General features: G+C 33.8%; 10 protein-coding genes and 4 pseudogenes. 8 read left to right on the forward strand and 6 right to left on the reverse strand.

Going from position 1 to position 13,057, the window contains the following annotated elements:
* The first annotated feature begins 424 nt into the window (after positions 1-424).
* Positions 425-1,077, forward strand: a pseudogene (locus tag LOK41_RS25720) (IS6 family transposase).
* A 242-nt stretch (positions 1,078-1,319) separates the two neighbouring features.
* The gene (locus LOK41_RS25725; protein WP_277818761.1) at positions 1,320-2,687 is read left to right on the forward strand and encodes an alkaline phosphatase; all 1,368 of its coding nucleotides are present in this window, start codon (positions 1,320-1,322) and stop codon (positions 2,685-2,687) included.
* A gap of 518 nt (positions 2,688-3,205) precedes the next feature.
* Here LOK41_RS25725 and LOK41_RS25730 read toward each other — a convergent pair.
* A pseudogene (locus LOK41_RS25730) lies at positions 3,206-3,628 on the reverse strand (IS6 family transposase); the annotation flags it as partial.
* Positions 3,629-3,874: 246 nt separating this feature from the next.
* Here LOK41_RS25730 and LOK41_RS25735 point away from each other — a divergent pair.
* The 6 genes from LOK41_RS25735 to LOK41_RS25760 all read left to right on the forward strand — a co-directional run bounded on the left by LOK41_RS25735 (position 3,875) and on the right by LOK41_RS25760 (position 7,907).
* Complete coding sequence (locus LOK41_RS25735; protein ID WP_241818854.1) at positions 3,875-4,282, forward strand: MarR family winged helix-turn-helix transcriptional regulator; 408 nt, start codon at positions 3,875-3,877, stop codon at positions 4,280-4,282.
* Between the two features lie 41 nt (positions 4,283-4,323).
* Positions 4,324-4,962 carry a nitroreductase family protein gene (locus LOK41_RS25740; RefSeq protein ID WP_174103712.1) on the forward strand — a complete coding sequence of 213 codons (639 nt, stop codon included), beginning with the start codon at positions 4,324-4,326 and terminating at the stop codon, positions 4,960-4,962.
* Positions 4,963-4,995: 33 nt separating this feature from the next.
* The gene (locus LOK41_RS25745) at positions 4,996-5,367 is read left to right on the forward strand and encodes a DUF1304 domain-containing protein (RefSeq protein ID WP_241818855.1); all 372 of its coding nucleotides are present in this window, start codon (positions 4,996-4,998) and stop codon (positions 5,365-5,367) included.
* Positions 5,368-5,542: 175 nt separating this feature from the next.
* Positions 5,543-6,232 carry an IS6 family transposase gene (locus tag LOK41_RS25750; RefSeq protein WP_241818856.1) on the forward strand — a complete coding sequence of 230 codons (690 nt, stop codon included), beginning with the start codon at positions 5,543-5,545 and terminating at the stop codon, positions 6,230-6,232.
* 272 nt (positions 6,233-6,504) lie between these two features.
* Positions 6,505-6,996 carry an RNA polymerase sigma factor gene (locus tag LOK41_RS25755; protein ID WP_241818857.1) on the forward strand — a complete coding sequence of 164 codons (492 nt, stop codon included), beginning with the start codon at positions 6,505-6,507 and terminating at the stop codon, positions 6,994-6,996.
* Complete coding sequence (locus tag LOK41_RS25760; protein WP_241818858.1) at positions 6,996-7,907, forward strand: sigma factor regulator N-terminal domain-containing protein; 912 nt, start codon at positions 6,996-6,998, stop codon at positions 7,905-7,907. Before LOK41_RS25755 ends, LOK41_RS25760 begins: the two co-directional genes overlap by 1 nt.
* A 606-nt stretch (positions 7,908-8,513) precedes the next feature.
* Here LOK41_RS25760 and LOK41_RS25765 read toward each other — a convergent pair.
* The 5 genes and pseudogenes from LOK41_RS25765 to LOK41_RS25785 form a co-directional block, all read right to left on the reverse strand.
* Positions 8,514-9,281 carry a MerR family transcriptional regulator gene (locus LOK41_RS25765; protein WP_241818859.1) on the reverse strand — a complete coding sequence of 256 codons (768 nt, stop codon included), beginning with the start codon at positions 9,279-9,281 and terminating at the stop codon, positions 8,514-8,516.
* A complete protein-coding gene (locus LOK41_RS25770; RefSeq protein WP_241818860.1) occupies positions 9,256-10,182 on the reverse strand; it encodes a DUF2268 domain-containing putative Zn-dependent protease in 927 nt (308 codons plus the stop codon). Before LOK41_RS25770 ends, LOK41_RS25765 begins: the two co-directional genes overlap by 26 nt.
* 389 nt (positions 10,183-10,571) lie before the next feature.
* Entirely contained in the window at positions 10,572-11,030 is a 459-nt protein-coding gene (locus LOK41_RS25775; protein WP_241818861.1) for a DinB family protein, read from the reverse strand.
* A 256-nt stretch (positions 11,031-11,286) separates the two neighbouring features.
* Positions 11,287-11,601, reverse strand: a pseudogene (gene tnpA / locus LOK41_RS25780) (IS200/IS605 family transposase); the annotation flags it as partial.
* Positions 11,602-11,925: 324 nt separating this feature from the next.
* Positions 11,926-13,057: pseudogene (locus tag LOK41_RS25785) on the reverse strand (NADPH--cytochrome reductase); the annotation flags it as partial.

Below are 13,057 nucleotides of genomic sequence, written 5' to 3' on the forward strand. Positions count from 1 at the left end.
TGGTTATTTTTCAACTTTGTAACAGAACCCAATGCAGTTATCTTGAGGTTTTGGACTAAAATGAATTTTCTAACACTTGATATTTTTTTGTAAAATCATGTACTTTTTGATTAGATTTTGTAGTATTCATTATAAATTAAAGATACGTTTTTAGTAGAAGACTCTCCTTATAAAGATTGTGCCCCATGGAGGAGTCTCAACTTTTTTCAGAGCACTCACTCTAATGTGAGTGCATTTTTTTTGCAGACAAGGACTGGAACGCCTCTATCAACATCCGGCAAGGAGAGCGATTACGTTAGTAGAATCATATATAGAGCAAGAGACAGGCTCGATAGCTAAGTAAACTTCATACGGTTCTGGTGCAAAAAATATCTTAAACTTGAACATACTTATACTACTACTCTAAAAAAGGGGCATAATCAGTATGGGAAACCAAAATTTGTTCAAATGGAAACATTATCAGCCTGATGTTATCTTATTAACGGTAAGATGGTACCTACGGTACAACTTAAGTTTTCATGATTTGGTGGAAATAATGGAAGAACGAGGCCTATCGATAGCTCACAAAACAATTATGCGATGGGTTCATCAATATGGTCCTGAGTTAGATAAGAGAATCCCGTGTCATCTCAAGCAGAGCAATGACTCGTGGAGAGTAGATGAAACATACATAAAAGTAAAGCGCAATGGATGTATTTGTATTGTGCAGTCGATTCAAAAAGGAATACCATTGATTTTTACTTAAGTAAAAATAGAAATGCCAAATCAGTCAAGCGCTTTTTCAAAAAAGCCTTGTCTTTTTCGCACGTATCCAATCCTCGTGTCATTACTGTAGATAAGAATCCAGCTTATCCAGCAGCATTTGAGAAGTTAAAAGAAGAAAAAAGATTTCAGAAGGCATCCAAATAAGGCAAGTGAAATATCTTAACAACATTGTGGAACAGGATCATCGGTTCATTAAGAGGCGAGTCCTTTCTATGTTAGGGTTCAAGTCTTTTGACACAGCTCCATCCATTCTTTCGGGAGTAGAAGCCATGCATAGGATCAAAAAAGGAACAGATTGATTTACGGGATTAGTCTGCCCAAAATCAAAAAGTATTTATCCATCAATTGTTTGAGCTTGCAGTATAAGATATGATTCCGCTAGGAGTATATGCGCTTTATTCTCTTTTATTTTTGCACCAGAACCAAAAGTTTTGTTTTTGCAAAATGAAATATGTTATGAATATTTTTTATATTGATTTGTATAGAAAAATTAATATAAATTAGTGATGATAAATTGGAACAAATTTTGAGGGGGATTTAATGTGAAAAAGATTATGAAGAAAGCAAGCCCATTATTAGCATTATCAACTTTAGTATTTACTTCTGCTGTAGGGTGTAGTGTGGTAGGTTCGAATGAAAAAGTTGCAGAGGCTAGCAGGGCAAAAATTAAAAATGTAATTGTTTTAATTGGGGACGGGATGGGTCCTTCTTCCATGGTAGCGTACCGTTATATGAAAGACAATCCAAATACAAAAGCAATGGAGAAAACATCATTTGATCAATATTTCGTTGGAACACAAATGACATATTCAGAAGATGCGCATGAAAATATTACAGATTCAGCTTCAGCAGCAACAGCGATGTCTACAGGAATTAAAACATATAATGCAGCAATCGCGGTGGATAATGATGAACAACCAGTAAAAACAGTATTGGAACAAGCGAAGGAAAAAGGAAAAGCAACCGGTTTAGTTGCGACTTCTGAAATTACAAATGCAACGCCAGCGGCATTTGGTGCACACGATGTAAGCCGTAAAAATATGAATGAAATTGCGAATGATTACTTTGATGAAAAAGTGAAAGGTAATCATAAAGTAGATGTTCTTCTTGGCGGTGGTGTAGATAATTTTGTACGTGATGACCGGAACTTAACAGAGGAGTTTAAAAAAGCTGGTTATAGCTATGTAACAAATCGTGAACAATTATTAAATGACAAAAATGAGCAAGTGTTAGGTTTATTTGCACCAAGAGGTTTAGATAAAGCGATTGACCGTGGTACAGAAATACCTTCCTTAGAAGACATGACAAAAGCAGCAATCGACCGTTTAAAGAAAGACAAAGATGGTTTCTTCTTAATGGTTGAAGGTAGCCAAATTGATTGGGCTAATCATGATAACGATGTAGTTGCAGCAATGAGTGAAATGGAAGACTTTGAAAAAGCATTCAAAGCAGTGATTGATTTCGCAAAGAAAGATAAAGAAACGTTAGTTGTAGCTACTGCAGATCATTCTACAGGTGGTTTCACTGTTGGAGCAAATGGCAACTACAACTTTGACGCAAATGTTTTAAAAGCAGCAAAACGTACGCCAGACTTTATAGCAAAAGAAATTGCAAATGGTGCAAGTGTAGAAGAAACATTAAAAGTGAATGTTGATTTAGAGTTTACACCTGAAGAACTTGCATCAGTAAACGAAGCGGCTCTAACAAAAGACGTAAAGCAAATTGATAATGCAATTGAGAAAATCTTTAATGTACGCTCTTATACAGGCTGGACGACTGATGGTCATACTGGTGAAGATGTAGGTGTATATGCATATGGACCAGGAAAGCACGTATTCTCTGGTTTACAAGAAAATACAAACTTAGCGAAACGTGTATTTGATAGTATTGGTGGCGGTGACCCTAATAAAGGTCGCTATTAGGGATACCGCCACATGCCCATCAACTTAAGAAAAGTAAACACCCCAAAAACGAAAAAAAACGAGTTGAATTCACATAAATAACTGTAGAAAAGTAAAGTTCTTGTTTTGGGCATTTAATTTCGTTAGGCTGATGGCTATGGGGCGCGACCCTTACTTAATATTTTTTTGTAAAATCATGTACTTTTTGATTAGATTTTGTAGTATTCATTATAAATTAAAGATACGTTTCTAGTAGAAACTCTCCTAATAAAGACTGTACTCCCATGGAGGAGTCTCAACCTTTTTCAGAGCACTCACGCTAATGTGAGTGCATTTTTTTTGCAGACAAGGACTGGAATGCTTCTATCAACATCCAGCAAGGAGAGCGATTAGGGGGTCTGTTGCAAAGTTTTAAACGCCCCCCAAAATATAGAATGAAAATACAATTGTTCCGAATAAACATTATAAAATATACAAGAACATGTATCGTATACTCATTATTTTGGGTTATTTTTCAACTTTGCAACAGAACCGTTCAATGCGCAAAGTAATGCTGGTGCTTTGTCTGTAGTGAGAACCGCTGGTTCTCCAAAGATTTTGACCAATCTTTTCATAAAGGCATAGGCAGCCTGATGATCCCGTTTTTTACGAAGTTGAATATCCAATGTGTGCCCGTCTTTATCAATTGCACGATATAAATAACACCATTTTCCTTTGACTTTTATATAGGTTTCATCTAGTTTCCAAGATAATGGAACGTTTTTATTTTTCTTCTTCCAAATTTGATAGATAAGATTTCCATATTCATGAACCCAGCGCATGATGGTTGTTGGGTGAACCGAAACACCACGCTCTTTCAAGATTTCAGATACATCACGATAGCTTAAAGAAAAACGACAATAGTAGCCGACGGCTACCAAAATAATATCCTTTTTAAACTGTTTTCCCTTAAAATACCCCATATATCATTCTCCTGCTCACACTTTTTCTACAGGTTATCTCAGTTTAGAAATCTTTGCAACAGAACCAAAATAACTATGATTTCTAGAAATGCGAACTGATATTATGAATTAATTTAAAGCTGCTGGAACAAAATAAAACTAATTGAGCAAAAAAACTTGCAGAATTAAAAAGAGAAGTATATATTAATTGACATATCAATAATTGATATATCAATTAATTTCTTAATAAGAAAGAAGGAGTGATTTTTGAAAACATGTTATTCAGAAGATGCCGAAATTTTATATAAGCTACAAAGTTTGAGCAAAGTAATTGGTACGAAGTTTGAAGCATGCATTGATATTAATCAATCTCGATCGGAATTGCTTACATTGCTTTATCAATTTGATGAAATTAGTCAAAACGACCTTCAAAAAAAGGTGAATATTGATGGCGCAGCCATCACCAGACACGTTAAGCAGCTTGAAGCCAAAGGAATTGTATTAAGAAGAAAGAAGCCTGAGGATAACCGTATAACACTTGTTCGGTTATCTGAGCAAGGACGAGAACGAATCGAGTCTTCCAAGAAAGAAAAGGAACGTTTTATGAAGGAAATGCTCGTAAATATCGGTGTAGAAGAACGCAATATACTTATTCATGTTCTATCACAGATTTAAAAAAATGTAGAGAATATTAAAGAATAGAGGAGTGTTTATACATGGGAACTACATTAAAAACAAACGATTTTATGAAAATAATGAAAGGACGTCGATCCATACGTAATTATGATCCAACAATCAAAATCAGTAAAGAAGAGATGGCTGAAATATTAAAGGAAGCTACTACGGCACCATCCTCAGTGAATGCACAACCATGGCGCTTTCTTGTTATCGAAAGCCCGGAGGGAAAAGAAAAGCTTGCAAAAATCGCTAAATTCAATCAATCACAAGTTTCTACTTCATCTGCCGTTATTGCAGTATTTGCAGATATGGACAACGGTGACTATATAGAAGAGATATATTCAAAAGCTGTTAAGCTAGGATATATGCCGCAAGAGGTAAAAGATAGACAAGTACAAGCATTGACTGCACATTTCGAAAAACTTCCAGCCCAAGAAAATCGCGAAACTATTCTAATTGACGCAGGGCTTGTCTCTATGCAGTTAATGCTGACAGCACGTGCACACGGATATGATACAAATCCAATCGGGGGTTATGACAAGGAAAATATTGCTGAAATCTTTGGAATTGAAAAAGAGCGCTATGTACCAGTTATGCTTCTATCTATCGGTAAAGCAGCCGACGAAGGATATGCTTCATACCGTCTTCCTGTTGATAGAATTGCACAATGGAAATAGTAAAAAACTGATAGTAGAGGGGGGCAGAATGGTGTGGAAATAATCGCAGTTATTTTAGTTGGGATCGTAGCATTAGAACATTTATTTATCATGATTCTTGAAATGTTTTTAATTGATTCAAAAGTAGCAAAACGCGCTTTCAAATTACCGAAGCATTTAGAAGGAGATCGAAATGTAGCTATTATGTTTGCAAACCAAGGGTTATATAATGGATTTTTAGCCGCTGGTCTCATTTGGGGACTTATACTGGGGCTCAACCCAATTGGCTATATGGTTCAATTATTTTTCGTAATTTGTGTGGTGATAGCAGCTATTTTCGGAGGTTTCACATCTAATAAATCAATTATTGTGAAACAAGGAATTCCAGCTATTTTAGCACTGATTGCCCTTTTATCTATCATATAGAATCAAAGTTTTTCAATAAAAGAACTCATTTTTGAAGAACTACGCTATTCTTTCTGTAGAATCATAGGAAAGGATGACGTTTTGGTTCTGGTGCAAAAACTTCAGGATAATTGCAAATAATCTCTAAAACTTGGACATACTGATACTATTACTCTAAAAAAGGTGTGTGATCGGTATGAAAAAGGAAAATTTGTTCAAATGGAAGCACTATCAACCTGATATTATCTTATTAACGGTAAGATGGTACCTACGGTACAATCTAAGTTTTCGTGATTTGGTGGAAATGATGGAGGAACGAGGTTTGTCTATTGCTCACACCACTATTATGCGTTGGGTGCATCAATATGGACCTGAATTAGATGAAAGAGTACGACGTCATCTTAAGACAACAAATGATTCTTGGAGAGTCGATGAAACGTATGTGAAAGTAAAAGGGCAATGGATGTATTTATATCGCGCAGTCGATTCAGACGGAAATACCATTGATTTTTATCTAAGTGAATCAAGAGATAAACAAGCAGCCAAGCGCTTTTTCAAGAAAGCCTTGGCTGCTTCTCATATTTGTAAACCTCGCGTAATAACAGTAGATAAGAACCCTGCCTATCCTGTAGCAATTCAAGAATTAAAAGAAGAGAAACGTATGCCTGAAGGCATACAACTAAGGCAAGTTAAATATCTCAATAATATAGTGGAACAAGATCACCGTTTCATTAAGAAACGTGTACGTTCTATGTTAGGATTCAAGTCATATGAAACAGCTACTTCTATATTGAGTGGCGTTGAAACCATGCATATGATGAAAAAAGGACAACTTCACTTACAGGTGAAGTCTGCCCAAAATGAAGTTAGATTCATACATAAATGATTTGGAATTGCATCATAATCTACCATTGAACAGTCTATACAGGTTTCTATGCCTCTATCAAATGATTTTTGCACCAGAACCATTAAAGTTGTTTGAAAATTATTTTCCACTTTCATTCGATAATGTTTCAGGAATAATAAAGTTATCTAATTTCGGAAATCGAATCGAATAATATAGCCTACGTTAAGAAATCAAAAACTTTATATTTAATTCATTTAAGTGTATACATTTATTATTACTTATTCGTTGTATAAGTATAGGGAGGACAAATAATGAAACAAGAAAATATATTAGCCTCCTATCTTATCCATTTAGGAGAGGAAGTGTTCAATCTATTACTAGCGAAAGGAGCCAAAAAAGAAGATGCTGAAGATATAATTCAAAACACTTTTTACAAAGTGTACACACTATTAGATGATCTAACAGAGAACAATATACGTCCGTGGTTTTTTAGAGTAGCACTCAATGAATATATTGATTTGAAAAGAAAAAAGGGGCAACAGAACATCTACTTAACCGAGGAAATTTATTCAAAGCTACAATATACAGACTGCGAATTTGAGGTCATTTTAAATAAGGATGAGATTTTTAATTTATTAAAAGACGTTAAAAAAGAATATAAAGAAGTTTTCTTTTTAAAGTATTACTATGATTTTTCCTATAAAGAAATTGCATCTATTTTGGATATTAAAGTAAGTAGTGTAAAGCAAAAGTTATTTCGTGCACGTAAATCCATTCACTCAAAAATAGGAGGAAAATATTAATGGATACTTCGTTAAAAGATGCTTTAAAAAAAGCTAAACGAAAACAATTACTAAAAATCATCATTACTTCAATTATTGTTGTACCTATTCTATTCCTGATCTTTTATAAAACTGGAAATTACTTTGCAGCGAAAAGTTCTACAAAACTTCATGAGCAGCTCTTTTTACATAATGAAATTGCCGAACCTAATATTCAAAGCGATTCTCAAGTTACGAGTAATTCCTCCATGTTTGGTGGTAACATTGTGACGAATCGTTCTAAAAATATTAATGGTTATTTAGTACAATGGAGCACACTCACAAGTTCGTATGATTGGTTTCGTGTTAATATTGATCACAACGAGTTAATACCGAGATCCTATTGGTCTGATACAGAGTTCTATGAGTATGATAAACAAACAAAGAAGAAAGTCGCAAAATTTTATCATCCATCTATTCAAAAATACTATAATGGTGTGAAAAATGATCTAGGAGCAATTTCACAAATGGAAAATCACGTTGCGGAAGTTGCGATTTCTTTCGATCGGCCTTATACATTACAAGAAATCCAAGCAAAAATTCCTGATAGTTTAAACATCGTATGGTTGTATATGACATCGCAAATTGTAGATGAAAGCAAAGGACCTATGGGTGTGCCTGTTTATGGGTTTGATCCATCTGATTCACCGAAAAAGGCATACAATAGCTTTATTGATGCACTTAAAAAATATGATGCAGATGGTACTGAAAAAACAATTCAAGAGTTTTTAAAATTAAATAAAAATAAACAGTTTGATGAAGTGAAAATTTTAGGGGTAATGCTGACTGGTCAAACCCAAAACTTTAAAGCCTTAGAAAACCAAGATTTTATTCGTGGTGCTTCTGTAGGGGCTACTGCACAAATCGTCCCTTATATTAAACCAGAGAAATAATAAGCAAGAGACCACCTTTTTTAATACATATAGCCAAATAAAACTTTAGTCTAAACAATGGAAAATTATTGTTAATTTTATAAAGGAGAGGAGGCACATAAATTAGTATTTTTCTCTTATATCTCAAAATATAAGAATACTCTTTATTATGAGATATAAACAAAATTTAATTCAAAATAAAAACTAGCACTTAAAGAGAATTTAATCTCGAAATATTAAACCTTATTTAAATGATCATCCAGCAAGCATACTAGAAAAGTCTACATTATAATGTTATTTATAAACATATTTTAAAAGGAACAATTTCCTCTTTTTCATCTCAATAACATAATATATCTATACATTTTGAGATATTGAATTTCACTCATTTTATAACTACCGATAATTTATCTTATGTAAACTAAATGAAAGTAAATTAATGGACCTAATAGTTTTTGATGTCCCCTATTTGTTCAGTAAAACAAAAATACAAACTCTCATTTTAATACACAAAGTGTGCAGTGACAATAAAGTTGTTTAAAAGCAAATAAAGTTATTTAAAAAGATGGTGTAAAATTTCAATTAACACCATCTTTTATTTATATGTTGTATTATAAAAGTATGAAATTAACGCTTCTGTTTATTGGTATAATGTATAATGGCGTTATATAAAAATTCAGCTAAGTCTTCATTACTAAATTGATTTATATAATTTTTGAAGCGATTATCAAATTTATACGTATTTGCAATACATGTCAACATTTCAGAGTCACATACAATAGATTGTTCGAGATAACTTTTCCACTCTACAATTAATTGCTGTACTTCATCGGAAGTAGGTGATTGATTAATATAGGAAGCGATTTTTGTAAATACTCTTTCCATTTTTTGTTCGAATTCATGAAATAAGTTCGTTTTTTCACTAGGAGAGAGTTTTTTCAGTTCCCCCTCAAATTCTTTGTATTTTTCTGTTTCACCATAGATGAATTTCGCCTCATGAGCATATTGTTCTTGTAATGGTAAAATGGATGAATTATTAAAAATATTTAAATTGTAGATATCCTTTCCTGATACATACTCATCCACCGCAGTAATAACTGTTTCTAAACGTTGTTTTTTTAACAATAAAGTTTGGTTATGCTTCTTTAATAATTGTTGCTGTTCTTCTCTCGTAAGTTTCAAAATATCCGCAATTTCCTTTAGAGAAAAGTCCAGTTCCTTAAAAAATAGAATCATTTGAAGTTTTGCTAAACTTTTCCTATCATAGAGTCGATAACCATTTTCTGTTAAGTGAATTGGCTTTAATAAATTTATTTTATCATAATATTGTAAGGTTCTTTTTGTTATGCCTGTAATTTGGACAATATCTTTAACCGTTAATAATTGTTTCTTCATCCCAAAATCCTTTTATTTCATCTAATATTAGATTGGCAGGAGTTATTGTGGCTTCAAAGATATTTTTACCTGTTTTTTCTAAATAGTATTTAATTAAATGGTATCCACAGGCATAACCAGCAGCATAAGACATATTGACTGGCATATAGTTTTGAATTTTTGCTAATTCGTCACCATAAAGATACGGTGCAATTTTATCAAATCCTGTTAATTGTAATTGTTCCTTGAGCACAGGTTTAATATGCCTATTAAGCATTTCCATAGTTGTTTTCGATACCCAAGGACCGAGTAGATCCTCTCCAAAAATAGAAGTAGCAAAGTTTTCTGCTAACCCTTCACTAACAATTAATTCACCTAAAGTAACAGTATGGTCCCACTGAATAAATTGATATCGAACATTATGATTACATTCATGTGCTAAAGCAGCTTTCATTCGAGGTATTGTGTATTCACTTGGCACAAGTGTACACAAAATATAGCCAGGGATACCTCCATCACCACTATATCCTTCATTTAACATTAATGTAGGGCTATTTGGATTCCCTAATAGAATCGTGAATAAGTAATCGGATACACGAGGGTTCACATCATGCTCTCTAAATAAATGAAGGCTTTTCCTAACAGCTTCTTTACACTCAGACCAAAAAGAATCAGACGAAATCAATTCTAATTCTGGTGTAATCTCATTTGTAATCTGATTAGGAGAAATGCTCATTATATTATTCAATGTAATAACATCAAAACCATTTGGCTCCTCAGCCTTAAAAGGAACATGTTGAATTTCCCATTTTCCCATAAACGGATTCAACATTTCTTGTCTGTATAACTCAACCTTTTCCTCTTTTGGAGCTTGTAAAATTTTTTGATATATTTTATCTGAGCGTAATGATTTTATATTCATTTCTTTCACTCCTTATTTAATATAGTTAAAATTATGCACTATGACGTAGCGTTATAGTCAAGGGAGTTAACTAAAAATATAGCAAGAGGATGGGGTTAGGTGTTTTTTGAAATATTAATAGGACACTTTCATTTGTAATTACCCTAGCTTAGTTTGGATGTTGAACGTATTTCTTCAAAACCGAATTTCAAACAACTCTATTGTTATTCATCTGTGGGTTATTTAAAAAAGTGTATAGGATTCATCAACTCTAATTGAGCACCATTCGAAAATACATGAACTTAATCAATAAGTTTAAAACTTAATTTTAAAATTCCAGTCACCTCCTGCAATAGGTGACTTTTTTCTTTTACTAAAAAATCCTGTACAGTGTACAGGATTTTTCTCCGTTACTTTTCTACTTCTATAATACGTTTCATCGCCTTCACTTGACCAATATGATCAGCTTCATGGTACAACATCATACCGTAAAGCTCACCTACCGTTTCCAACCCTAAGAATGGCTCTGAAAGTTTCTGTTCAAATGCTTCTTCCGGAATTCCATTAATGCGTTGTGCTTGCTCTTGTAATTGAGACATTAACACTTCTAATGAGGGTCCTTCTGTTTTCCATTCAGATGGTTTTGTACCATATCCAAACAAACCTGGATATTCACTTGGCAAATCCTTAAACCCTCTTCCAAACATAAAAGTCTCTGCTGCAGTTAACATGTGACCAATATGCCAACGAATTGTGTTGTTGAATCCCTCCGGCTGCTTATCGGCCGTTTTATCATCTAACGTCTCCATAAACTTAACTAATGCCCCACGTGTTATTTCAAATTGTTTTAAACCTATTGTTCTATTCACTCTATCGTTTCCTTCCTTATGTACAGTTTATTTAAATTTAACAGAAAAAATCACGAAATACATCTAATATGCTTAACGAACTCCGACTCCCCTATACGGTAAGACAAACTTAAAAGAAGATCCCCCCAGATTACTGAAGGAGATCTTCTTTTAAGTTCATATAATCAGTGTTAGTCTAATTAAAGTTAGTATAATCATGTTGGATTAGCTGTTAGAGTCTTTTTGCATCAGACCTTACTTTCTATTACTGTTGTCTCCAAAACATCTCTTTCCACAGTTTCCTTTTTACTTGTGGAAAATCTCTTTTAATGAGTCGAGAACTTGCACTTTTATAAGCATTAATGAATTTTGTCATTTCTGTATTAGGATGTGCCTTGAACAAAATATGCACATGGTCAAAATCATGATTCCACTCTACCAGTGTTATGTTGTAATTCTCGGATAACCGTACAAACATGTCTTTTGCATAGTCTGATATATCATCATCAAATACAGTTCTTCTGTATTTCACGACTAATACAAGTTGATAACATAAGAAGAACACAGAATGATTATTACTATCTAATTTCACTGTTATACCAATCTTTATATTTTATAAGACTGATTATATCGGAGACAAAATAAAAAGCAAAGCCAAGTTCTTTTTGGCTACGCCAAACCGAAATTCATCTTCCACCTACCGTTGGGCTATCACCCTTCACACGCTTGAGGAAGGAGAATTCTTTCGAATAATGCGATAAAATAGAAAAACGCTATCTTTTTTGTAGATAAATACAGAAAAGATAACGTTTTTTCTATAAATATATCAATTTTCGATGCACTATTATTCTTTCCAAATAATCACAATGTTAACTCTTTCAGTATTATAGGAGTAAGACTAATACATTTGTTTTTATTATCCCGCCCAAACATCTTTTGAATAATAAAGTTTTTCTTCTAACTGTTGTAACCACGTACTTGCTTGTTGTTCGCTCACATTATGAATGCTAGCGTAACATGTAACAAGCGTATTTTCTACATCTGGCGCCATTTTTCTTCCATCACCACATATATACAAATGTGCACCTTGGTTAAGTAAGTCAATCAGTTTTTCAGCATCTTGTTTCATCAAGTGCTGAACATATGATTTCGGCTGCTCCTCCATTCGAGAAAAAGCGGTATGAAGAGTCACAATCCCCTCTCTCTGCGCTTGCTCAAGTTCTTCTTGGTACAGATAGTCCTCTTCAAGTGAACGACATCCAAAGTAGAGATGTGCTTCACCTAATGATTCCCCATTTACCTTCATTTCTTTTCTAGCCTGCAGAAAACCTCTAAACGGTGCAACTCCCGTTCCTGGCCCGACCATAATAATCGGTGTTTCAGGTTCTTTCGGAAGCTCAAAACCTGACTGTGAAGTTGACACAAAACATGTAATGAAATCTCCTTCTTTAAGCTGAGCTAAATAGGTAGATGCAATTCCTCTGTATTGTCCATTTCCACTTCATGCGTTGTCTTCTACAACACTAACAGTAATACTCAATTTCTGATCATTTACTCTTGGCGAAGAAGAAATTGAATAATATCGTGGACGCAATGCTGGAAGTAATTCGATAAAGTCACCGAATTCCATTTCACATGCTGGATATCTCTCTAATAATTCAAGCATGGTTAAGCGCCTAGACAACACCCGTTCTTTATACATTTTTTTTTCTAATAGTTCCTCTAGCTCTTTTTTATGTGGCGGACAAACTGTTTTTGCTGCTATTGCACGTAATTGATTTCTTGTGACAGGTTCTTGTAGCTCTACAAATTGCAGTAATTCGTTAATTGTAACAGTGCGCCCTAAAGGTAGATGCACTAATTTTTTATTATCACTAGTTAACCTGATGAAATAAGATCCATTTAACTGAAAACGAGTTAGTACACGATTCACCAATTCTGGATAGTTTCTTGGAATCACACCTAAATGGTCACCTTCTTTATAAGTTACATTACTCGGTAAAGAAATTTCAAAGTGTCTCGTGCTTCTTGCGCTACATTGCTGTTGT

This window comes from Bacillus sp. TL12 (assembly GCF_022625245.1).
Taxonomy (GTDB): domain Bacteria; phylum Bacillota; class Bacilli; order Bacillales; family Bacillaceae_G; genus Bacillus_A.